Source organism: Streptomyces sp. NPDC048106 (assembly GCF_040706415.1).
Taxonomy (GTDB): domain Bacteria; phylum Actinomycetota; class Actinomycetes; order Streptomycetales; family Streptomycetaceae; genus Streptomyces.
Genome location: NZ_JBEZND010000050.1, coordinates 1 through 22,087 on the forward strand (window position 1 = coordinate 1; position 22,087 = coordinate 22,087).

Consider the following 22,087-nt stretch of genomic DNA (forward strand, 5'->3'; position numbering starts at 1 on the left):
CCCGACGAGTACCCGACCGGCGTGTACGTGCTGCCCAAGCACCTCGACGAGAAGGTCGCCCGCCTCCACCTCGACGCCCTCGGCGTCAAGCTGACCACGCTGCGCCCGGAGCAGGCCGCGTACATCGGCGTGGAGGTCGAAGGCCCGTACAAGCCGGACCACTACCGCTACTGAGCCGGCGGAGCAGACAGAGATGTCCGAGCACAACCCGTACGCGGCGACGGGCCGGGATCCCGGCCTGCCCGGCCGGCTGCTCCGCGCGGAGCGGGACGCGCTGATGCCGCTGTTGCGCGCCACCCCGCGGGAGCGGTTCGAGCTGCGCACCGCCTGCCCCGGCTGGACCGCGCGGCAGGTCATCGCCCACTGCGGCGCCGCGTTGGTCCGCATCGTCGAGGGCCGGCTCGAGGAGGGCGTGTTCCTGCCGGAGGCCAACGCCAGGGATGTGGCGGAGCGCGAGGACTGGCCGCTCGAGCGCGTGCTGGACGAGCTGGACCGGGGGCTCACGGAAGCCGGCCCGGTCATCGCCCGGCAGGACGACGACCGGCTGGACGCCGTCGCGCTGGGCGAATGGGTGCACGCCGGTGATGTGCGCGAGGCGTTCGGGGAGCGGGGGGCGTACGCCGGGGAGAGCGCGGAGCACGCCCTCCCCCTGCTCACGGCGACCAGCCGCCGGCGCGGGACGCCGGGCCTGTACGCCCATCTGCCGGACCTCCCGGTACCCCTGCCCCTGGGGAATCCCTGCCCGGAGCGTCCCGTCGCCGAGTTCCGCGGCGACATGCCCACCCTGATCCGCATCTACACCGGCCGCCCGCTCGTCGGCACCCGCTATCAGCTGTCGGGTGCCACGGAGAAGGAGCTGTGCATCTACCGGTGAGCCCCCTGCCGGTGACACCGGCTCTCACGCGGCCCTGACGATGGCTCTCACCCCGTCCTGACGATCTGGAAGGCCTCGGCGAGGCGGCCCTGGGGCAGGCCGCCCGCGCCGGCGTGCTCCGCGAGCCAGTCGCGCAGCAGCCCGGCGAGGTCCTCGAAGTGCGCCGTCTGCGAGGTGTGGATGCGCAGCGCCTCGACCTTGCGCTCGAAGACGGTGGTGACGTCGACGTACTGGTTGGGGGTCGGTCCGGTCATGAGCCACAGCTCGGGCACGATCCACGGGTCGAGGCCCTCGCTCTTGAGGAGCTCCGGGTGCGCGAAGGGGTTGCGCGCCTCCGGGTAGACGGCCCGCAGGGCCGCGTCCCCGACCGCCCGGTGGTCCGGGTGCAGGTCCGCGACCCGTTTCCAGTTGATCTCCGGGCTGGGGATGATCGCGCGCTGCGGCCGGACCTGGCGGATCACCCGGCACAGATCGCGGCGCAGTTCGGCGCTCGGCTCCACGAAGCTGTCCCGGTAGCCGAGGAAGCGCACGTCCTGCACCCCGCTGAGCCTGGCCGAATGGACCTGCTCGGCGCGGCGCAGATCGGCCATCGCCTGGCGGGGCAGCCGCTCGTCGTAGCCACCGGCGTCGCCGTCGGTCACGATGCAGTACGTCACGCGGGTGCCCTCGGCGATCCAGCGCATCACCGTGCCGCTGACGCAGAATTCGATGTCGTCCGGGTGGGCGGCCACGACGAGAAGACTCTCCGGCGCGCCGCGGTCTGGGGGCTCGGCCCTGAACTCATCCATGAGATCAACCCTGTTGGGCGGCCACCTGCGGGACAAGGCGGCCCCGGTGGCGCATCGACGCCATGACACCTACGCGCCAGGCCGATATTTGACGGTCCAACGATATTTTGTTGTCTCAAAACAACGTGGGAACCAAGTATCGGAGGCCATCAGCATGTGCAGGATCTTCGGCTCCTTCGCGGTCGCGGCCACCGGCGCCGAGCTGGCCACGGTGTCGGCCCGGCAACGGCACGGGGGGCCGGACGACCGCGGCGTCCTGACCGGCCGCGGCTGGTCGCTCGGCTGCGACCGGCTCGCCGTGACCGATCCGGCGGGCGGCGCCCAGCCCTTCACCCTGCCGACGGCGCCGGGCGTGCTGGCCGTACTGAACGGGGAGATCTACAACCACCGGGAGCTGCGCGGGCAGTTGACCGCGCGCGGCCACCGGTTCCCGGACCGCTGCGACGGCAGTCTGCTGCCCGCCCTGTACACCGAGTTCGGCCCCGGGTTCGCCGACCTGCTGGACGGGATGTTCGCGATCGCCGTCCTCGACCTGCGTGAGCGCCGGCCGCAACTCGTCCTGGCGGTCGACGGGATGGGCATGAAGCCCCTGCACTACCACCAGGGCCCCCGGGGCGCCGTACGGTTCGCCTCCGAGATCCCCGCACTGCTCGCGTTCGACGGGGTGCCCATCGCCCCGCGCGAGGACACCCTCGACACCGTCCTGTCCACCAGGACCCCCTTCGGCACCGAGACCGCCCTGCGCGAGATCCGCGTCCTGCCGCCCGGGAGCGTTGCGGTGGCCCGCGGGAGCGAGGGGCTGCGGATGCTGCGCTGCGGCCCCCGTGCCGCAGCGCCCCGGACCGGGCCGGCGCCCTCCGCCACCGACGTGCTGGACACCCTGCGCCACGAGGTGCACCGGCTCGCCGACATGGACCTGCCGCTGTGCGCCCTGACCAGCGGCGGCCTGGACTCCGCGCTGGTGACCGCCCTCGCCGCGGAACACGCCGAGCCCCTGCACACCTTCCACCTCGGCTACCGCGGCCGCTGGCCGGGAGCCGAGGACACCTACGCGAAGGCCGTCGCCAGGCGCGCCCGCACCCGCCACCACCAGGTCGCCGTCGATCCGGCCGAGCTGCCCTCGCTGCTGACCCGCACGGTGCGCCATCTGGGCCAGCCCAACGCCGATCCCATCACCGTCAGCACCTACGCGCTCTTCAGGGCCGTGCGCGAGGCCGGGTTCACCGCGGCGCTCACCGGGGACGGCGCGGACGAACTCTTCGGCGGCTACGACCGGATCGGCGCCGCGCTTGCCGCGCCCGCCGGGACCGACTGGACGGTGGCCTACGCCGACGCGCTGGCGGCCGCGCCCCGGCTGCTGCGGGAGTGGCTCTACACCGCCGAATACCGGGCGTTCATCGCCGAGCGGGGCTCCGCGGCCGACCGGATCACGGCCGAGCTGCGCGCCTGCGGCACCGAACGGGCCGATGCGCTCCAGCGGTTCGAGACGCGTCGCAGGCTGCCGGCGTACCACTTGCGGCGGGTGGACCATCTGAGCATGGCATGGGCGGTCGAGACCCGGATGCCGTTCTGCCAGCCGGATGTGGTGCGTCTGGCCCGGCGGCTGCCCATCGAACTGCGCACCGGGAAAAGGGCCTTGTACGAGGCCGGGCGGGAGCTGCTCCCGGCCGCCACGCTCCGCCGGCCCAAACAGCCCTTCACGCTGCCCCTGTCCGCGATGCTCGCCGTCGACGGGCCTCTGCTGTGGACCCTGCGCGAACTGCTGTCGCCCGCGCGGCTGAGGGGCACGGGGCAGTTGCGCGCCGACCGGGTGCAGGCGCTGTTCGCCCGGCACGCCGAACGGCCCTCCGAACAGGACGCCCTCGCCCTGTGGGCGCTCGGCGTACACGAGTTGTGGACCGACGTGGTGCAGGGGTTCCGGGTGTCGACGGGCCTCGCGGCGTGATCGGCTGGCGCATCCACGTCACGGCGTGAACGCGCACCGCTCGCGGCGCGATCGGGGTGCCGCCTTTCTGTCACTGTGGAGACAGCCCCCGGAGTGCCACGTCGAGCCCCGCTGACGCTCGCGGCTCAGCAGCGCTCCCCCACCGCCAAGGAGCTCGGCCATGAGCAGCCCACTCTGGATCACCGCCACCCCCCTTGCCAGTGACGGCGAACTGCACATCGGGCACCTCGCCGGACCGTATGTCGCCGCCGACGTCCTCAGCCGCTCCCTGCGCGCGGACGGCCACTGCGTGCTCTTCACCTCGGGCACCGCCGATCACGCCGAGTCCGTGGAACTGCGCGCGCTGCGCGGCGGGCGCAAGCCGCAGGAGGTGGCGGAGGGCTTCCGGACGGCGATCACCGCCGACTGGCTGCGCGCCGGCGTCCGGCTCGACCGTGTGGTCCGTCCGGAACGCGACCGCGGCTACCGCCGGTGGCTCCAGGAACTCTTCCTCGACCTCTACGCACAGGGCGTCATCGTGCCCCGCACCCGGCCTGCGTACTACTGCGAGCCCTGCCGGCAGTGGCTGCACGGCGCGTACGTCACCGGTGCGTGCGGCCACTGCGGGGCGCGCGCCGGGGGCGGGTTGTGCCAGGAGTGCGCCCGGCCCAACGACGGCGAGCTGGTCGATCCGGCGTGCGCGCGGTGCGGTGCGCCGGGCCGCCCGCGCCGCTGCCGCCGCCTCTACCTGCCCCTGGAACCGATGCGGGAGCTGCTCGCCGACCACTGGCGGAGCGCGGGGCTGCCGCCGCGGCTGGCGGTCCTGTGCGAAAGTCTCCTGGAAGACGGGCTGCCCGACGTCCCGGTGGGACAGCCGGGCGAGTGGGGTGTCCCGGTACCCGTGGACGGCTTCGACGGACACCGGGTCGACTCCTGCTTCGAGTCCGCCGCGATGCACCTCTTCGGCTATGGCCACGACCAGCAGCCCTTACCCGAACGGGCCCTGCACTTCTGCGGGTTCGGGCACGCCTTCTCCCATGTGGTCCTGCTGCCCGCGATGCTGGTCGCGCTCGGCCTGAAGCTGCCCCAGGAGTTCCGCGTCAACGAGACCTCCGGCACCGGCGCCGGGGAACAGGACGGCGCTCCCGCGCTGTGGGCGCTGGACCTGCTCACGGATTTCGGGGCGGACACCGTGCGCCGGCACGTCCTGACGGCGCGGCCGCAGGACCCCGGCGGCACCGTCGGGCGCGCGGACCTGGAGCGCACCCGCGCGCTCCTGGACGGCACCTGGAACAACTGGCTGAGCCGGCTGTTCGCCGCCGTCCGCGAAGACAGCGCGGGCCGGGTGCCGGACGCGGAGCCCGGGGGCGAGGGCTGGGCGGCGCTGCGCCACCGGCTGCACCGGGCCGCCGAGGATCTGCGCGAGGCGTACGCACCCGAGGCGTACGATCCCCGGCGCGTGGTCGCCGTACTGGACGAAGTGGTGTGCTGTGCCGCCGACTTCGGGCATGTCAACGCGTTCGAGCGGCACCGGCCGTCCGGTGCGGGGCATCATCTGCCCGCGCTGGCGGCGCAGTTGGCGGTGGCGTCGGCGCTCACCTCCTGGGCCTGGCCGGTGATGCCCGAGGGCGCGGCGCGGCTGGCCCAGGCACTGGACGTGTCGCCGGGCGGTCCGGTGACCCCCGAGGCCCTCGTCCCGCTGTCTCCCGGAACGCGGCTGGCCCCGCCGTCCGGCCCGGTGTTCGGTTTCTGACCCACTGCTCCCGCGCCCGCGGGAGACCAGGTGCCCACCCGTTCCCAGCGAGGAGCGGGTGGGCACCGCGGTTTGCGGTTCCGTCAGCGAAGGAGTCCCTCTCGTGTCCTTGCGTATCGCCATGCTCAGTGTCCACACCTCGCCGCTGCACCAGCCCGGTACGGGTGACGCGGGCGGCATGAACGTCTACATGGTCGAGTTGTCCCGCGCCCTCGCCCGCGAGGGCGCCCGGGTGGACCTGTTCACCCGCTGCCTCGGCGAGGGCCACCCGTCCCGCGTCGCACTCGCCCCCGGGGTCGACGTCCTGCACCTGCCGGCCGGCCCGCGCCGGCCGCTGCCGAAGGAGGCCATGCCGGACCTGGTGCCGGACTTCGCCCGCGCCCTGCTCGCCGCGACCGCCCGCGACCGCTACGACGTGATCCACTCCCACTACTGGCTCGCGGGACAGGCCGGCGCCCCCGCCGCCGAGCGCCGGAACATCCCGCTGGTGCACACGATGCACACCCTGGCCCTGGTGAAGAACGCCTCGCTCGCCCCGGGCGACCGCCCCGAGCCCGGACCGCGCATCCACGGCGAGGCGGCCCTCGCGGCGACCGCCGACCGGCTCATCGCCAACACCACCGACGAGGCACGGGCGTTGGGCGACCTGTACGGGGCCGACGCCGATCGCACCGATGTGGTCACGCCCGGGATCAACGTGCGGATCTTCCACCCGGCGGACGGACGGCGGGCGGCGCGCGCACGGCTCGGTCTGCCGCAGGACGCCTTCGTTCCGCTGTTCGCCGGGCGCATCCAGCCGCTGAAGGGCCCGGACATACTGGTCCGCTCGGTCGCCGCGCTGCTGCGGGAGTCACCCGGGCTGCGCCGGCGGCTGCTCGTGCCCGTCATCGGCGGACTCAGCGGGGCCGGAACGCGGGCGCCGGGCGAGCTGCGGGAGCTGTGCGCGCGGCTCGGCCTGCTGGATGTGGTGCGCTGCCAACCCGCCGCTCCGCAGGCGGAGCTGGCCGACTGGTACCGGGCCGCGGACGTGCTGGTGATGCCGTCGCGCAGCGAGTCCTTCGGGCTGGTGGCGCTGGAGGCACAGGCCTGTGGCACGCCGGTGCTGGCCTCGGCGGTCGGCGGGCTGCCCGCCGCCGTGCGGGACGGGCTGACCGGTCTCCTCGTACGGGGTCACGACCCGGACGACTACGCGCGCGCGTTGCGCTGGTTCGCGGAGCATCCCGCGCACGCGGCGGGCATGGGCCGCGCCGCCGCGGCGCATGCCCGCCGACTGGACTGGGGGTCGACGGCCCGTGCCACACTGGGCAGTTACACTCGTGCGCTGCGGGACCGGGCGACTCAGGTGGGGCAGGAACGGCGGCACGCCCCTGCCCCCGCGGCCGCTTCCTCCCGGAGGTACAAAAGGGCCGCGGTGCCAGCCTAGCATTTCATTTGAGCGGACCAAAGGTGTTGGCTCACCCAAAAAGGATGTCCGGCCTGATTTCTTCGATTGGCCGGATAAAGCCCCCTGTGGTGATTCAATACGGCACCACCAGTCACGGCGCTGTCATATCCGCGCCATGGCAGGTCCACGACTTGCGGAAACATGGACTCCCCGTCCAGGGAGGGCGATTATAGAAATGTCTTCGGAACAAGCCCGGCGGCACGGGCCCGAAGACGGAAATCATCGATCTCTTCCTGGAGGAAAAGTGTCCATGCCTTCCCGCACCGCCGGTTTCCGCACCACCGCCCGCCAGTTCGCCCTCGCCGCCCTTGTCTGTACCGCCGTGGCGGGAGGAACGGTCGCGGCCACCGCCACGGGAACGCACTCCGCGCACCACGCGGTGGCCGACAACAACTGGCCGACCGCGCCCAGCCCCACCCCGGCGGACAACAACTGGCCCAGCACGGCCACGGTCACTCCGGCGGACAACAACTGGCCCACCACCGACCCCACGCCCGCGGACAACAACTGGCCCACGGCCAGCGCCGTTCCGGCCGACAACAACTGGCCCGGCACCTCCGCCGTCCCGGCGGACAACAACTGGCCCACCACCCCCGAGCCGGCGGACAACAACTGGCCGACGCCGCCCGCGGCGGTGTGACGCGGCGCTTTTCCCCGGGCCGGGCGTGACGGGCGACCGTCCCCCGGCCCCTCTGTCAGCCCGCCGCGGAAACCAGGGAACGGCAGTCGGGGCACAGCCCCTTGAAAACAATATCCGCGTCGTTCACATCCCAGTCCGGCAGATCTTTTCGCGGTAGAGCCGGGGCGCTGTGAGCGACGTTTTCCACGCGCCCGCAATGTACACACAGCGCGTGCTGGTGGCGCGGTCCCGCGATTTCGAACACCGCCGGTCTGCCGGGGCGCTCGAATTTCGTCACCAGGCCCGCCTCCAGAAAATGCCGCAGCATTTCGTAGACGGCCTGTGACGTGAGAGTGCCCAGCCGTTCGCGCGCCGTCGCCGTCAGGCCCTCGACGTCGAGATGATCTCCCGACGCGAGCACCTGCAGCACCTCCAGGCGCGGGCTGGTGACCCGCAGCCCCGCATCGCGCAGTTGCTGGATCGCCGCCTCGCGTCCCTGAGCCACCGCTTCGCGTGCCATCTTCCCGCCATCTGGTGAGACCAAAAGTTTGAACGCATCGTACCTCTTGGTCCACCCGGTGCGCCGGGGGCGAGGGAGCCGATGGCCGAGAAGGCCCCGCGCCGGGCGGCGGCGGTCAGTCGAGCCAGCCGAGCCGCGCGGCCCGCACGCCCAGCTCGAAGCGGCTGGAGGCGCCGAGTTCCTGCATCAGCTCGGAGATCATCCGGCTCACCGTCCGCAGCGAGACGCCGAGGCTGCGCGCGACCTTCTCGTCCTTCATGCCCGAGGCCAGCATGCGCAGCGCCGCCCGCTGCTGCTCCGAGAGCCCGTCCCCGCCCCGCGCGGGCAGCACCTGCTCCCCGTACGGCGTCGCGGTGTGCCAGCAGTGCTCGAACAGTGTCTGGTACGAGCGCACGATCGCGGAGCCGTGGGCGAGGATGGCGCCGGCCGAGCCGTCCTCCGGGTCGACCGGAAGGATCGCGAACTGCTCGTCCGCGATGATCATGTTCATGGGGACGACGGGCGAGAGGCGCACCTGGACGCCCAGCTTCGCCTTCATCCGCAGATGCTCCGCGTCCTCGGGCACCGACGTCAGACGCTGGCTGAAAATGGAGCGGATCTGGACGCCCTTCTCGATCTGCCGCCGGTCCCGGTCGAGAGCCCGCTCGGGGATCTCCCGCCCGCGCGCGATCGGGTGCATCGAGGCGAGGCTGCCCTGGACGGTCACCGTGATGTCCTCCAGCACCTGCTGGATGCGCCGGTAGTCGGAGAGGATCTCGATCTCCACGCCGACCGTCTGGGCCAGCGTCTCGGTGCGCAGGAAGTTGCCGGCGAGCGTCTTGAGCGTGTGGTGCGCCCGGTCGGCCTGCTCCAGGTGGTTGCGCAGCCGGGTGCGCTCGCGCTCCAGCAGCCGCAGCAGGGCGATCTCGGGGGCGATGACGGTGACGACGTCGGTCTCCGCCTCGTCGGGCGCGTCCGGTTCGAGGCGGCTCGCGTGCAGTTGGCCGGTCCGGACGACCAGGCCGAGGTCGGTCAGTTCCTCACGACATCGGGCGAGGTCGTCCTCCGATAAGCCCATGTCCGACGCGACTCTGTGCAGGCTCGACGCTCCTTGGGCGCGAAGCTGCCGGTAGAAGGTGAGAGCCAGATCAGTGGATTGCGTCCCTGCCCCGCCACTGCCATTGATCACCGCGACGCGGCCCCCCTTGTGATTGCGTGAAGCTCTCCCATCACACCTTGTCACAGAGAAGGCCAGAGATCTCCGATGCTGCTTAGTAATGTGACACTCGTCACGCACCCGCGCGGCACACCAGCAGCACGCTTCGCGTCCGCTCGTCGAGCCAGTGCTGCCGCTCGTCGACGACGCACAGTCCGGCGGCGCGCAAGTCCCGGTGCAGCGCAAGGGAGTTGACGATCCACTTGTCGGTCGTCACCAGCGAGGCGCGGGTCCCGGCCGGTTCCGAGCGCTCGATGGTGTAGGTGATGTGTTCGCGCATGGCCACCGGGTCGAAGTCCTGTCGCGCCACGACCCATTCGGTGATCCCGTCGAACCGCGGCACCTCGAACGACCGGACGCGGCAGGGGTGTTCGGCCAGTTCCATGGCGTCGTGGGCGGTGTAGTCGAAGGCGAGCGCGCCGTGCGGTCCGAGGAGCCCGGCGATCTCCCGCAGCACACGGGGACGGGACCACGGGGGGACGGCGGCGATCATCGAACCGGCCATCAGGGCGAGCCGGCAGGGCCGGTGCGAGCGGAGGCGGAGCAGATCGGTGCGGGTGGCGGTGATCCGGTCGCGCACGTGGGGGCCGAGGCGGCGGGCCCAGTCGAGCAGCCGGTGCAGGCTGTGCCGGTCCAGGTCGACCGCGTCCACCGTGAAGCCGTGGCGCGCGAGGGGCACGGCGAGCCGGCCCGCGCCCGAGCCCAGGTCGAGCACCGGACCGCCGGTGGCCCTGGCCAGCGCCAGGTACTCCAGGATGTCGTCGCTGAACGGGCCGAGCAGGGCGTCCTGGAGCCACACGTCCTCCCCCGTGAGCGGGGCGAGGCACTCGAGGCCGGGAAGCCGGTCGGGGCGGAGCGGGGACGCGGTGGCGGTCCGGGACGACGGGTCCGGTACGAGCGCGGGCCTCACCGGTGTGCCGGTCTGTGTGTGCATCGCTCCTCCAGGTGGCCTCGGCCTTTCCCGGCCGTCCGGGCGGACCCCGTACCGCCGGGATCACGCCGCCCGACCATCGTGTCCGGGAGCGGCCTCGGCGGTCCAGCCAGGAGGAATGCGCGTTCACGCCAACGCGTGGGTACGCCAGCCCCGCGCCGCTGACCGACCGTGCGGGGCCGTCGTCGGCCTGGCGGGGCGCGGTCGATGAGCGCCGCCGGTGCCGCGGCGGTGGCCGGGTGCGGCGCGCGGGGTGCGGGGTACAAGGGGCGGGGTGCAAGGTGCGGGGCTTGCCCTCCCCGGCGCCGGGGACGCCACCGGTCATGGCGGACCGCACGTCCATGCCCGTCAGGGCAGGTCCTTCACCCGGTCACAGGCCGGGTCCCGGGACGGAGCAGCACACCGCCGCCAGGGCGGACAGGCCGACCGTCAGGGTGAGGACGAGCAGGGCGACACCCAGCACGGTGGGGCGCTCGGTGGGTGGTTGCAGGATGCGCCGCATGCGCAGCAACGCCGACGAGCCGCCCGCCGCCAGGGCGGCGTGCGGCGTCTGTCCGGCCGCGACCGCGTACAGGGCGACGGCGAGCGCCGGGCGCGAACACCGGCGCAACGCGCGGTCGTCGGCGGCCATTTCGAGCAGGAGGGGCACCTCGTCGCCGACGAACCGGGCCAGCGGAAGCCGCTGGGAGAGGACCCCGATGGCCGAGGCGGCGGCCGCGAGAAGGTGGTGGCGGCCCGCGATGTGCGCGCGTTCGTGCTCCAGCGCGGCGGTGAGCTGTTCCCCCGTCAGGGCGCTGACGGCGCCCTCGCTGACCACCACCTGGGGCGCGCGTCCAGGGAGGCAGTAGACGGCGGGGGTGGTGTGCGGCAGCACGGTGGCCCGCAGTTCGGAGCACCAGCTCCCTACCATGCCGAGGAGTTCGGCGTGCCGGTCCCGTCGGCACCGGAAGTCGAACACCTGCCGGGCGAAGGCCAGGGTGAGGGCGAGCGGCGGGCAGGCGGCCGCGGCGAACCCCGCCCACGCGCGGACGCTGGGCCGCCCCAGGCCGTTCAGCATGACGGAGACGCAGCGTCCGCCGCTGGCGAGGAAGCAGCCCTGGATCACCTCGGGCACCCGATGGTCCTCGGCGGCGGGGAAGAACAGTTGCAGGAGCGCGAGGGACAGGGAGGCGGTGAGGACGAGCACCAGCAGTCCCCATAACCCGAGCGCGAGCCGGGGCGTCCGGTGCGTCCAGGGACTGCGGACGAGGAACCGCGGCAGGATCACCCCGGCGGCGACGGCCAGCATCAGCGGCGGCAGGACGTGATGGAACCTGAGCAAGAACTCCCCGGCGTGGTACAGGGGTTCCCTCACGACGGGCTCTCCGGTGGCGCCTCGCCGGCGGGCCGGTGCCCGGCCGCGCGCAGGGCGGCCTCCAGGACGGACACGTCCTGCGGCGACATGCGCTCCACGAAGCGCTGGAGCGCGGCCTGCCGGTCCTCGGTGCTGCCGAGGGCCTCCTGCATCAGGCTCGCGGTGTACTCCTCGCGGCTGCGCAGCACGTCGTACAGCCAGGCGCGCCCGGCCTTCTCGCGCCGGAGCATGCCCTTGCGGTGCAGGATGTCCGCGACCGTCATGACCGTCGTGTAGGCGACCGGCCGAAACCGGTTGATGTCGTCGACGACCTCCCGGACCGTGGCGGGCCGTCCCCAGTTCCAGAGACGATCCATGATTTCGGCTTCCAGACCACCGAGCCGTCGCACCTGTTCCCCTCCGCCGCCCGTCACCGAGGCGCTCCACATCGTAGGACAAGCCTCCCGCGCGCAGAACCACACGGCCCCTCCCCCATACCGGGGAGGGGTATGGTCGACACATGGTGTCCTTCAGCAGACAAGTCGTCGTCGGACGTCCGAGGGCCGCGTGCGCCCGGTTCTGCGGAGTGAGCCTGGGCGAGACCGAACTGGTGCTGCTGCGCCAGGTGTTCGGCCTGTGCCTCGGTCTCGGTCTGCGGCTGCGCGCCGAGTGCGCGCCGGTCGGAACAAGGGAAGGGTGACGCACGAGGGCCCCGGACGGAGCGATCCGTCCGGGGCCCTTCGTCGCGGAGGCCGGCCATCAGGCCCGTACGAGCCGGGCGATGGCGGAGGAGGCCTCGCTGAGCTTGGTCCTGGCCTGTTCACCGCCCTCGACGATGGCCTCCGTGACACAGCAGTTGAGGTGCTCGTCCAGCAGGGCCAGCGCGCAGGACTGCAGCGCGGCGTTGGTGGCGGCGACCTGGGTGAGGACGTCGATGCAGTAGGCGCCCTCCTCGACCATGCGCTGTAGGCCACGGACCTGGCCTTCGATGCGGCGCAACCGTCTGACGATGTCGTCCTGGTGGGCCACGGCGGCCTCCTTGTCCTGGTCCGCGCCTCAGCGGTCCGCGGGCGTGAAGCCGCGCAGCCGGAGGCTGTTGCCGACCACGAAGACCGAGGAGAAGGCCATGGCGGCGCCGGCGATCATCGGGTTGAGCAGGCCACTGGCCGCGAGCGGCAGGGCTGCGACGTTGTAGGCGAAGGCCCAGAAGAGGTTGGACCGGATGGTGCCCAGCGTCTTGCGGGACAGCCGGATCGCGTCCGCCGCCACCCTGAGGTCCCCTCGCACGAGCGTCAGGTCGCCGGCCTCGATGGCCGCGTCCGTACCGGTGCCCATCGCGAGGCCGAGGTCGGCCTGGGCGAGCGCGGCGGCGTCGTTGACCCCGTCACCGACCATGGCGACGGAACGGCCTTCGCCCTGGAGGGACTTGACGACGTCGACCTTGTCCTGCGGCAGCACCTCGGCGTAGACGTGCTCGGGCGCGATCCCGACCTCCGCGGCGACCGATTCGGCGACCGCCCGGTTGTCACCGGTCAGCAGGATGGGCGTCAGGCCGAGCGCGCGCAGCCTGCGGATGGCCTCCGGGCTGGTCTCCTTGATGGCGTCGGCGACCTCCAGCACCGCGCGGGCCTCGCCGTCCCAGGCCACGGTGATGGCCGTACGACCGGCCGCCTCGGCCTGCGCCTTGGTGTGCGCGAGCTTCTCGGTCAGCCCGATCGTCCACTCGGCGAGCAGCTTCTCGCGCCCGACGAGCACGGCGTGCCCTTCCACGACGCCCTGCACGCCGAGTCCGGCGATGTTGGCGAAGTCCTCGGGGGCGGGCAGGGTGCCCACGCGGGCGGCGGCGCCGGCGGCGACGGCCTGGGCGATGGGGTGCTCGGAGGCGTGCTCCAACGCCCCTGCCAGACGCAGCACTTCGGTCTCGTCCGTGCCGTCGGCGGTGTGCACGGCGAGCAGGGTCATGCGGCCGGTGGTGACAGTGCCGGTCTTGTCCAGGACGATGGTGTCGACCTTGCGGGTGGTCTCCAGGACCTCGGGGCCCTTGATGAGGATGCCGAGCTGGGCGCCGCGGCCGGTGCCGACCATGAGCGCGGTGGGCGTGGCGAGGCCGAGGGCGCAGGGGCAGGCGATGATCAGCACGGCGACGGCCGCGGTGAAGGCCTCCGTGATGCCCGCGCCGTTGCCGAGCCAGAAGCCCAGCGTGGCGATGGCCAGCGCGATGACCACGGGGACGAAGACCGCCGAGATCTTGTCGGCGAGGCGCTGGGCCGCGGCCTTGCCGTTCTGCGCGTCCTCGACGAGCTTGGCCATGCGGGCCAGTTGGGTGTCGGCGCCGACGCGGGTGGCCTCGACGACGAGCCGGCCGCCCGCGTTCAGGGTGGCGCCGGTGACGCCGTCGCCGACACCGACCTCGACCGGCACGGACTCGCCGGTGAGCATGGAGGCGTCCACGGCGGACGAGCCCTCGACCACGGTGCCGTCGGTGGCGATCTTCTCGCCGGGGCGGACCAGGAAGCGGTCGCCGACCGTCAGTTCGGCGACGGGCACGAGTTCCTCGCGGCCGCCGCGCAGCACGGTGACTTCCTTGGCGCCCAGTTCGAGCAGGGCCTTCAGGGCGGCGCCTGCCTTGCGCTTGGAGCGGGCCTCGAAGTAGCGGCCGGCCAGGATGAAGGCGGTGACTCCGGCGGCGGCCTCCAGGTAGATGTTGCCGGCGCCGTCGCTGCGGGCGATGGTCAGTTCGAAGGGGTGCCGCATGCCGGGCATGCCGGCCGTGCCGAAGAACAGCGCCCACAGGGACCACAGGAAGGCCGCCGAGGTGCCGACGGAGATCAGGGTGTCCATGGTGGCGGCGCCGTGCCTGGCGTTGGTCCAGGCGGCCTTGTGGAACGGCCACGCGGAGTAGGTGACCACCGGTGCCGCCAGCGTGAGCGACAGCCACTGCCAGTTGTCGAACTGGAGGGCCGGGACCATGGCCATCGCGATGACGGGCACCGCGAGCACGACCGCGGCCGTCAACCGCTCGCGCAGCGGCCGTAGTTCGTCGGTCTCCGCCGCGGCGGCCGAGTCGCCGGAATCCGACCGGGCGCGCGGCGGCTCGGGCTCGCGCGCGGTGTAGCCGGTGGCCTCGACGGTCGCGATGAGGTCGGCGACCTCGATGTCCGCGCTGTAGCTGACCTTGGCCTTCTCGGTGGCGTAGTTGACGGTGGCCTCGACACCGTCCATACGGTTGAGCTTCTTCTCGATCCGGGCGGCGCACGAGGCGCAGGTCATGCCGCCGATGGCGAGTTCGACCTCGGCCGCGCCGGGCGTGGTGGTGGTCATGTCTCTGCTCCTCGGAGCTGGTGGACGTACAGAGCCGGGGCGGGGCACCGCGGGCGGGCAGGCCCCGCCCCGACGTGGGTGGGCCGGGCGGTCGCGCCCGGCACGGGAGGGCCGGCCGGTCAGCCGGCCACCCGGCCGGCGAAGTCGTAGCCGGCGTCGTCGACGGCCTTGGCGATCAGCGCGTCGAGCGCCTCGTCGGCCGCGGCGACGGGGGTCACGGTCACCAGGCCGGTGCCGATCTCCACCTCGACCGCGGCGACCTCGTCCAGACCGCCGACCGCGCGGGTGACGACACCCTGGCAGTGGGCGCTGCCGACACCGTCGACCTTGTACACGACCTTGGCCTGGGCACTGCCGTCAGGGATGCGGGGGTTCGACACGGGTTCCTCCTACGGTCCTGATACCCCCTCGGGGTATCTTGGAGCGGCTCCATGTATACCCCCCACCCGTATTCGGCGCAAGCCTGGATCCAGTTTGACTTCATACCCCCTGGGGGTATGGTGTGGTCACGGTCGGCCGCACACCCAAGCGACCGAGAAGGACGAGGAGTTGGCCATGAACACCGCACTGCGGATCACCGTTTTCGCCGCCGCGCTCGCCGCGACCTTCGGCGCCGCCTACGGGGTCGGCAACGCCGTGGACACCATCACCCCGCAGCAGAAGGGCGGCCACACCGTGCACCACGACAAGAGCGGCGGGCACGACGACATGGCGTCCATGCCGGGCATGCCCGGCATGGACCACGACACCGCGCCCGGCGGTCTGGAGATCTCCGAAGGCGGCTACACGCTCGCCCTGAACACCTCACAGGTGCCGGCGGGCGAGAAGACGGACCTGAGCTTCTCCATCGTGCGGGACGACACCGGCCGCAAGGTCACGGCCTACGAGCAACAGCACGGCAAGGAACTCCACTTCATCGTCGCCGCGCGCGATCTGACGGTCTACCGCCATCTGCATCCGACGCGTGCCGCCGACGGCACCTGGCACACCTCCGTGGATCTGCCCCACGCGGGCGGCTACCGCGTCTTCGCCGACTTCACGCCCAAGGGCGGGGACTCGCTCACGCTGGGCGCCGACCTCGCGGTCGCCGGCCGGTACCAGCCGGTGGAGCTGCCCGCCCCCAGCACGACCGCGAAGACCGACGGCTACGAGGTGCGGCTGGAGGGCACGCCCGTCTCCGGCAAGCCGGCCACGCTGACCCTCACCGTGAGCAAGGACGGTCACCCCGTGGGGAACCTCCAGCCCTACCTGGGCGCCTACGGCCACCTCGTCGCCCTGCGCTCCGGCGACCTCGCCTACCTCCACGTCCACCCGACGGGGGAGCCGGGCGACGGCACGACCAAGCCGGGCCCGAAGGTCTCCTTCATGGTGACGGCCCCGACGGCGGGCGCGTACCGGCTGTTCTTCGACTTCCAGCACGACGGGAAGGTCCGTACGGCGGCGTTCACGGTGCACGCGTCGGGTGCGACCGGGACGCACGGCGCCGGGGCCCACGAGCACTGACTGTCAGGTTGGGCCGGGCCGAGTGACCGATCATGAAGGGACGGACGGATGTTCCCCGAGACAGTGCTGCACACGGACCGCCTGGTCCTCCGCCCCTTCACCGACGCCGACGTCCAGGACACCCAGGCCAGTTGCGCCGACGGCCTCACCCAGCGCTGGCTCCCGCTCCCCCGGCCCTACACCCTGGACGACGCCGCCGCCTGGTGCACCTCCGTCTCCCACGCCCTCCGCGAGTCCGGTGACGGCATCCACTTCGCCGTCACCGATACCCGCACCGAGCGGCTGGTGGGCACCGTCGGCCTCAAGAAGACCGACTGGCGGGCGCTGACGAGCGAGGTCGGCTACTGGATCTCCCCCTGGGCCCGGGGCCACGGCATCGGCGCCGAGGCGACCCGTGCCCTGGCCCGGTGGCTTCTGACCGACCACCGCTTCGAACGCCTCGAACTCCGCGCCGCCACCGCCAACACCGCCTCCCTGAGGACCGCCGCCAAGTCCGGGTTCCACCGCGAGGGCATCCTGCGCAACGCGGGGTTCGTCCATGACGGCCGGGTCGATCTGGTCCTGTTCTCGCTGCTCGCGGACGATCTCACCGCGGGCGAGTGAAAGCGGCCCGCTCACGGACATTGTCGTGTCCGTGAGCCATCACCAGCGGAAGCGGACGTACATGAACACTGCCGACGGCATTACTTCACGGATCCCGGCCGACGGCCGGCTCACCGTCAACGGGCGAAGCTATCCGCGCCCGGGGCGCCCGGTCGTGGTCGTCTGCGTCGACGGCAGCGAGGACGCCTACCACGAACGGGCCATCGCCGACGGGCTGATGCCCTTCACCGAGACGATGCTGGAGCACGGCGGCGATCTGCGCGGCGAGTGCGCCATGCCGTCCTTCACCAACCCCAACAACCTCTCCATCGCGACCGGTGTCCCGCCCGCCGTGCACGGCATCTGCGGCAACTACTTCTACGACACCGCGTCCGGCGAAGAGGTGATGATGAACGCGCCCGAACTGCTGCGCGCGCCCACCCTCTTCGCGGCCTTCTCACAGGCCGGCGCCCGGGTCGCCGTCATCACCGCCAAGGACAAGCTGCGCCGGCTGCTCGGCAGCGGGCTCGCCGAGGGCGGCATCTGCTTCTCCGCGGAGAAGGCCGACCAGGTCACACTCGCCGCGAACGGCATCGAGGAGGTCCTCGAAACCACCGGCTTCGAACTGCCCTCCGTCTACAGCGCGGAGCTCAGCGAACTGGTGCTGGCCGCGGGCCGCGACGTGCTGGAGCGCGACCGGCCCGACCTGATGTACCTCTCGACCACCGACTACATCCAGCACAAACACGCGCCGGGCTCCCCCGTGGCCAACCGCTTCTACGCCATGCTGGACCGCTACTTCGCCCGGATCGACGCCCTCGGCGCGGTGCTCGTCGTCACCGCCGACCACGGGATGAACGCCAAGTCCGATGCCGGGGGAACGGCCCGGGTGGTCTACCTGTCCGACTGGTTCGACGCCCGCACCGGCCCGGGCGCGAGCCGCGTCGTCCTGCCGATCACCGATCCCTACACCGTCCACCACGGCGCCCTCGGCTCCTACGCCACCGTGTATCTGCCCGAGCTCGCGGACCGGACGGCGCTGCGCCGCCAACTCGCCGCCGTGGACGGCGTAAACACCGTCCTCACCCGTGAAGAGGCCTGCGCTCGCTTCGAGTTGCCCGCCGACCGGACCGGCGACCTCGTCGTCGTCGCGGAACGCGACACCGTGCTCGGCACCACCGCGGCCCGCCATGACCTCTCCTGCCTCACCGAGCCGCTGCGTTCCCACGGCGGCCTCAGCGAACAGCGGGTCCCGTTCCTCGTCAACCGGCCCGTCGAACTTCCGCCCGGACACCGGCTGCGGAACTTCGACGCCTTCTGGATCGGCTGCCATCTGGCGGCCGGGGAGCCGCTCACCGGCTGAGACACCATCCGCGACGGGCGCCTTTGGTGCCCTGCGACGCCCCCGTGCCGAGCTGCCGGCCCGGCGCGGGGGACGTACATTCGCACCTATGGAGGAGATGCCGCGGCGCATCGACCCGACCATGGACCGCACCGCCGCCGCGCACCTGCTGGACTGTCTGCCCGACGAGGTCGGCTACTGCCCGCGGTGCCAGGGGCTCACCCGCCGATACGGCCGCCACGCCCAGGTCGTCTGCCCCGCCTGCCGGGCGGCCGAGGCGGCCGAGTCCTCCCACGGCTGACCGGGGCGTCCGCCGGTCGCCCGGGTGACACGGGGCCGGAGGGGAACTCCGTAAGGAGGGACCGTGAAGGCATCCATCGGGTGTGTAAGGGGGCAAGACCATGCCTGGCCGAGGCAGCCCTCAGGAGACGGTGACCAAGGCGCTCGACGCCCTCGGCACGGGCGCCTATCTGGCCGACGAGCAGGGCCGCGTCATCGGCGTGAACCCACGCGCCGAGCGGCTCCTGGCCCGGTCGGCCGCCGCGCTGCTCGGCGGCGACGCCCACGACCTGCTGCACCGCAACGTCAACGGAGAGCTGGTACCCAGGGCCCAGTGCCGGATCCGGGAGGCCGTCCTCGCCGGGGTCCCCGCGCACGGCCGCGAGTGGATGGCACGCGGGGACGGCACCCTGCTGCCGGTGACCTGGCTGGCCACCCCTTGTGAGGTGGGGCTGCCGCGCCCGTCGGCCACCCTGGTGCTGTTCTATCCGGCGGGCCGGGGACAGGATCCCGTCACGCGGTCCCCGGCCCACGGGCAGCTCTCCGATCTGGAGCGGCTGGCGCTGCTCGCCGAGACGACCACCCTGCTCACCTCCACGCTGAACATCGAGGAGGCCCTGCACCGGCTGATCGCCCTGCTCGTGCCCCGGCTCGGCGACTGGGCGGTCATCGACCTGATCCACGAGCGGGACGAGGTACGGCGCTGGGCCGTGGCGCACGCCCGGGAAGGCGACGTACATCTGTGCGAGGACCTCCAGGGCCCCATGCCGCCGGTGACACGGGAGTCGACCATGCCGCTGTCCCGCGCCCTGCGCGGCGTGGGGTCCACCCTTCTGGGTCCCGAGACCTACGAGGGCCCGCCCGACTCCGGCATGGCGGCCGAGCAGCACCGGCTCTTCGAGGTGACCGGCATGCACTCGGCAGCCATCGCCCCCATCCGCAGCGTGCGCGCGGTGCTGGGCGCGGTCACCCTCGGCCGCGCCGACCAGCCCGGGGCATACACCGCCACCGAGCTGGCCCTCCTCGAGGACATCGCGCGCCGCGCGGGCCTCGCCCTGGAGAACGCCCGCCTCTACCAGCGCCAGCGCGTGGTCGCGGAGACCATGCAGCGCCATCTGCTGCCCCAGCTCCCGCGCGTGTCCGGGCTCGCCATGACCTCCCGCTATCTGCCCGCGCCGGACGCCTCGGAGGTCGGCGGCGACTGGTACGACGCGTTCTCCCTGGAAGACGGCGCGACCGCGCTCGCCGTCGGTGACGTCGTCGGCCATGACCTGGACGCGGCGGCCGGCATGGCCCAGATGCGCAACATCCTGCGCGCCTACGCCTGGTCCCGGCAGAAGCCGCCGAGCGAGATCGTGCAGGAGCTGGACCGCGCGACCGTGCGCATCGCGGAGGTGGCCATGGCCACGGCGGTCTTCGGGCGGATGACGGTGAACGACGCCGGCGGGTGCACGCTGGCCTGGACGAACGCGGGCCACCCGCCACCGCTGCTGGTCAGCGCCGACGGCCTCGCCGAGTACCTGACCGACGGACACGGCGCCCTCCTCGGCGTGGTGCCCGAGGAGGACCGCCCCGACGCGACCCGGGAGGTGCCGCCCGGTGCGACGCTGCTCCTGTACACCGACGGCCTGATCGAGTCCCCGGGCCACTCCCTGGACGAGGGCCTCGAACGGCTACGCCGGCACGCCGCGTCCCTCGCCCACCGCCCCCTGGAGTCCTTCACGGACCTGCTGCTGGCACGGACGCGGCCCTCGGACAACGATGACGACGTGGCCCTGCTCGCGGTCCGGGTGCCCGCCACGAACGTGCGCACTTCCCGCTGAGCCGTGGAAGTAACCAGTGATTTGTGTGCTTGCGGGGACGAAGCAAGGGCATTCGGTGGCCAGGAGGTTGATAACAATGGTTCCCCTGCTTCTGGTTCTTCTTCTGGCCCTGGTGCTGTTCGGCGCGGGTTTCGCGCTGAAGGCGCTGTGGTGGATCGCGGTGATCGTGCTGGTGCTGTGGCTGCTGGGCTTCCTCTTCCGGCCCGCGGGCAGCGGCGGCCGCCGGGGGCGCTGGTACCGGTGGTAGACGACACGAGACGGGTCGCGAGACGGTAGGCGACGCGGACGTCGCGGTACTCCCGGCTGGGCACGACCTTCTCCGGGAGGTTGGTCCGCTCGCTGCCGGAGGATGACTCCCGGTCACCGTCGCCGGGGAAGCCGACGGCGGTCCGGGGCTCCTCCGCGAAGCGAAGACGGTCACCGCGGACCGTCGCCTCGAACGAGATGTCCGCTTCCGGGGATCCACCGGATCCCCGGCGGGCGCCCGTTCACGGCGGCTCGTCCCGCCGCTCCCGGACACGGCGGCGGACGGGACGGGCCGACCGCTCGTCATCGCCGCCGCCGTCATCACCACCGTCTCCGTCAGCGGAACGACGGGTACTGCGGGCGGTCCGGCCGCGTTCGGCGCCACCGCTCCTGCCGGCGGCCCTCTTGGCCGACCGCGCCGTCCGCCGGGCCGCACCGCGATCGGCCGCCTTCTTCGCCGCGTCGACCGCTTCTTCCCCGGCGTCGACCGCTTCCCCGACTCTGTCGGCCGCTTCCCCCACCACGTCGACCGTCTCGCCCTCGGTGTCTCCCGCCTTCTTCGCGGTGCGCCCGGCGGCCCGGCCGGTCTCCGGTACCGCCCCGGCGACGTCACCCACGACCGCACCGGCCCGGTCACCGACGTCCGCCACCACGCGCCCGGCTCCGCCGCCGACATCCTCGACGGCACCGCCCGCGCCCCGGCCGACGTCCTCCACGGCGGACCCGGCACCCCGGCCGACATCCTCGACCGCGCCACCCGCGCCCTCGCCGACGGACCGCACGGCGGACCCGGCACCCCGGCCCACATCCCCCACCGCCGAACCCGCGCCCCGGCCCACGTCCTCGACCGCGCGACCCGCGCCCCGGCCGACGTCCTCCACCGCGGACCCGGCACCCCGGCCGACGTCCTCGACGGCTCTGCCCGCCCCGGTGCCGAGTTCGCCGACGGCCAGCCGGGCCCCGCCGCCGACATCGCGCACCGCCGACCCGACGCCCCGCGCCAGCTCCTCCAGGATCTGCGGGTTGCGATCGAGGGTGGTGAGCACCCGGTTGATGATCATCGCGACGTTGTCGAGCCGCACCCTGAGCTGCGCCTGCGCCTCCACGCCCGAGATCCCCAAGTGCACGCGCCCGAGGGAGACATCGGCGCCCACGTTCAGCTTCAGCAGGTCCAGCACCTCGGCCTGGAGCGAGACGCGGGCCCGCAGATCCTCCACCTCCAGGTCGATCTGGTCGACCCTCAGCTCCGGGACGTCGAGGAAGACGTCGGGCTCCGCATCGGCCCGGCCCCTCCGGGCCGCCGACGGCTCGACCTCGTCCTCCTCGTACGCCTCGGGGCCCTCGGACTCGGCCAAGCCCTCGTCGTACTCGTCGTACAGCTCGGGTTCCTCGACGGGCCCGTCGTCGTCCTCGACGTCGTCGCGCATCCTGGCACCTCCGCGAGCTAGGCGGTTTTTGCCCTGTTCGCACCAGTATGAGGGCCACCCCGGAGACCCCCCGCCGCGGAAGGCCCCCGGACGCGGCCGCGCCCCGCGGCGTGCCAACGGTGCACACGGGAGCGCGCGACCGGGAGGCGGCGGCCGGCCGGTGGGCCGGACGGGTGACGGCGG

23 protein-coding genes are annotated in these 22,087 nt (G+C 72.7%); 13 read left to right on the top strand and 10 right to left on the bottom strand.

Going from position 1 to position 22,087, the window contains the following annotated elements; genetic code table 11:
- Both AB0927_RS34895 and AB0927_RS34900 read left to right on the top strand, forming a co-directional pair.
- Nucleotides 1-174, top strand: a 174-nt coding sequence (locus AB0927_RS34895; RefSeq protein WP_366671888.1) for an adenosylhomocysteinase, incomplete at its 5' end; no start/stop codon positions are given.
- Between the two features lie 19 nt (nucleotides 175-193).
- Entirely contained in the window at nucleotides 194-874 is a 681-nt protein-coding gene (locus AB0927_RS34900; protein ID WP_366671832.1) for a maleylpyruvate isomerase family mycothiol-dependent enzyme, read from the top strand.
- A 47-nt stretch (nucleotides 875-921) separates the two neighbouring features.
- Here the strand turns inward: AB0927_RS34900 and AB0927_RS34905 are convergent, their stop codons facing one another.
- Nucleotides 922-1,662: a PIG-L deacetylase family protein gene (locus AB0927_RS34905; protein ID WP_366671833.1), complete on the bottom strand. Its 741-nt coding sequence runs from the start codon at nucleotides 1,660-1,662 to the stop codon at nucleotides 922-924.
- 154 nt (nucleotides 1,663-1,816) lie between these two features.
- Between AB0927_RS34905 and asnB the strand changes: the two genes are divergently transcribed.
- The 4 genes from asnB (at nucleotide 1,817) to AB0927_RS34925 (ending at nucleotide 7,423) form a co-directional block, all read left to right on the top strand.
- Nucleotides 1,817-3,607, top strand: a complete 1,791-nt coding sequence (gene asnB, locus AB0927_RS34910; RefSeq protein WP_366671834.1) for an asparagine synthase (glutamine-hydrolyzing) — start codon at nucleotides 1,817-1,819, stop codon at nucleotides 3,605-3,607.
- Nucleotides 3,608-3,767: 160 nt separating this feature from the next.
- Nucleotides 3,768-5,339 (top strand): class I tRNA ligase family protein, encoded by a 1,572-nt coding sequence (locus tag AB0927_RS34915; protein ID WP_366671835.1) that lies wholly within the window; start codon nucleotides 3,768-3,770, stop codon nucleotides 5,337-5,339.
- Between the two features lie 121 nt (nucleotides 5,340-5,460).
- Entirely contained in the window at nucleotides 5,461-6,762 is a 1,302-nt protein-coding gene (gene mshA, locus AB0927_RS34920; protein WP_366671889.1) for a D-inositol-3-phosphate glycosyltransferase, read from the top strand.
- A gap of 271 nt (nucleotides 6,763-7,033) precedes the next feature.
- Complete coding sequence (locus AB0927_RS34925; RefSeq protein WP_366671836.1) at nucleotides 7,034-7,423, top strand: hypothetical protein; 390 nt, start codon at nucleotides 7,034-7,036, stop codon at nucleotides 7,421-7,423.
- Nucleotides 7,424-7,478: 55 nt separating this feature from the next.
- Here the strand turns inward: AB0927_RS34925 and AB0927_RS34930 are convergent, their stop codons facing one another.
- The 5 genes from AB0927_RS34930 to AB0927_RS34950 all read right to left on the bottom strand — a co-directional run bounded on the left by AB0927_RS34930 (nucleotide 7,479) and on the right by AB0927_RS34950 (nucleotide 11,791).
- Complete coding sequence (locus AB0927_RS34930) at nucleotides 7,479-7,922, bottom strand: Fur family transcriptional regulator (protein WP_366671837.1); 444 nt, start codon at nucleotides 7,920-7,922, stop codon at nucleotides 7,479-7,481.
- A gap of 115 nt (nucleotides 7,923-8,037) precedes the next feature.
- On the bottom strand, nucleotides 8,038-8,979 hold the full coding sequence (locus tag AB0927_RS34935; protein ID WP_366671838.1) for a LuxR C-terminal-related transcriptional regulator: 942 nt from the start codon (nucleotides 8,977-8,979) through the stop codon (nucleotides 8,038-8,040).
- 211 nt (nucleotides 8,980-9,190) lie between these two features.
- Nucleotides 9,191-10,051, bottom strand: coding sequence for a class I SAM-dependent methyltransferase (locus AB0927_RS34940; protein WP_366671839.1), 861 nt, complete (start codon nucleotides 10,049-10,051; stop codon nucleotides 9,191-9,193).
- A 367-nt stretch (nucleotides 10,052-10,418) separates the two neighbouring features.
- The gene (locus AB0927_RS34945) at nucleotides 10,419-11,402 is read right to left on the bottom strand and encodes a M56 family metallopeptidase (RefSeq protein WP_366671840.1); all 984 of its coding nucleotides are present in this window, start codon (nucleotides 11,400-11,402) and stop codon (nucleotides 10,419-10,421) included.
- Nucleotides 11,399-11,791, bottom strand: coding sequence for a BlaI/MecI/CopY family transcriptional regulator (locus AB0927_RS34950; RefSeq protein ID WP_366671890.1), 393 nt, complete (start codon nucleotides 11,789-11,791; stop codon nucleotides 11,399-11,401). Before AB0927_RS34950 ends, AB0927_RS34945 begins: the two co-directional genes overlap by 4 nt.
- A 110-nt stretch (nucleotides 11,792-11,901) precedes the next feature.
- Between AB0927_RS34950 and AB0927_RS34955 the strand changes: the two genes are divergently transcribed.
- Entirely contained in the window at nucleotides 11,902-12,081 is a 180-nt protein-coding gene (locus tag AB0927_RS34955) for a hypothetical protein (RefSeq protein WP_366671841.1), read from the top strand.
- Between the two features lie 59 nt (nucleotides 12,082-12,140).
- Here the strand turns inward: AB0927_RS34955 and AB0927_RS34960 are convergent, their stop codons facing one another.
- From AB0927_RS34960 to AB0927_RS34970, 3 genes are all read right to left on the bottom strand, one after another.
- Entirely contained in the window at nucleotides 12,141-12,410 is a 270-nt protein-coding gene (locus AB0927_RS34960; RefSeq protein ID WP_366671842.1) for a metal-sensitive transcriptional regulator, read from the bottom strand.
- Between the two features lie 27 nt (nucleotides 12,411-12,437).
- Nucleotides 12,438-14,702: a heavy metal translocating P-type ATPase gene (locus AB0927_RS34965; protein ID WP_366671843.1), complete on the bottom strand. Its 2,265-nt coding sequence runs from the start codon at nucleotides 14,700-14,702 to the stop codon at nucleotides 12,438-12,440.
- A 119-nt stretch (nucleotides 14,703-14,821) separates the two neighbouring features.
- Nucleotides 14,822-15,082, bottom strand: a complete 261-nt coding sequence (locus tag AB0927_RS34970; RefSeq protein WP_366671844.1) for a heavy-metal-associated domain-containing protein — start codon at nucleotides 15,080-15,082, stop codon at nucleotides 14,822-14,824.
- A 175-nt stretch (nucleotides 15,083-15,257) separates the two neighbouring features.
- Between AB0927_RS34970 and AB0927_RS34975 the strand changes: the two genes are divergently transcribed.
- The 6 genes from AB0927_RS34975 to AB0927_RS35000 all read left to right on the top strand — a co-directional run bounded on the left by AB0927_RS34975 (nucleotide 15,258) and on the right by AB0927_RS35000 (nucleotide 20,478).
- Nucleotides 15,258-16,205: a hypothetical protein gene (locus AB0927_RS34975; RefSeq protein ID WP_366671845.1), complete on the top strand. Its 948-nt coding sequence runs from the start codon at nucleotides 15,258-15,260 to the stop codon at nucleotides 16,203-16,205.
- 48 nt (nucleotides 16,206-16,253) lie between these two features.
- The gene (locus tag AB0927_RS34980; RefSeq protein WP_366671846.1) at nucleotides 16,254-16,808 is read left to right on the top strand and encodes a GNAT family N-acetyltransferase; all 555 of its coding nucleotides are present in this window, start codon (nucleotides 16,254-16,256) and stop codon (nucleotides 16,806-16,808) included.
- Between the two features lie 61 nt (nucleotides 16,809-16,869).
- On the top strand, nucleotides 16,870-18,150 hold the full coding sequence (phnA, locus tag AB0927_RS34985) for a phosphonoacetate hydrolase (protein ID WP_366671847.1): 1,281 nt from the start codon (nucleotides 16,870-16,872) through the stop codon (nucleotides 18,148-18,150).
- An 88-nt stretch (nucleotides 18,151-18,238) separates the two neighbouring features.
- Nucleotides 18,239-18,430 carry a hypothetical protein gene (locus AB0927_RS34990; RefSeq protein ID WP_366671848.1) on the top strand — a complete coding sequence of 64 codons (192 nt, stop codon included), beginning with the start codon at nucleotides 18,239-18,241 and terminating at the stop codon, nucleotides 18,428-18,430.
- A gap of 100 nt (nucleotides 18,431-18,530) precedes the next feature.
- On the top strand, nucleotides 18,531-20,231 hold the full coding sequence (locus tag AB0927_RS34995) for a GAF domain-containing SpoIIE family protein phosphatase (protein ID WP_366671849.1): 1,701 nt from the start codon (nucleotides 18,531-18,533) through the stop codon (nucleotides 20,229-20,231).
- 76 nt (nucleotides 20,232-20,307) lie between these two features.
- Complete coding sequence (locus AB0927_RS35000; protein ID WP_366671850.1) at nucleotides 20,308-20,478, top strand: DUF5670 family protein; 171 nt, start codon at nucleotides 20,308-20,310, stop codon at nucleotides 20,476-20,478.
- A 241-nt stretch (nucleotides 20,479-20,719) separates the two neighbouring features.
- Here the strand turns inward: AB0927_RS35000 and AB0927_RS35005 are convergent, their stop codons facing one another.
- Complete coding sequence (locus tag AB0927_RS35005; protein ID WP_366671851.1) at nucleotides 20,720-21,904, bottom strand: hypothetical protein; 1,185 nt, start codon at nucleotides 21,902-21,904, stop codon at nucleotides 20,720-20,722.
- Nucleotides 21,905-22,087 lie beyond the last annotated feature (183 nt).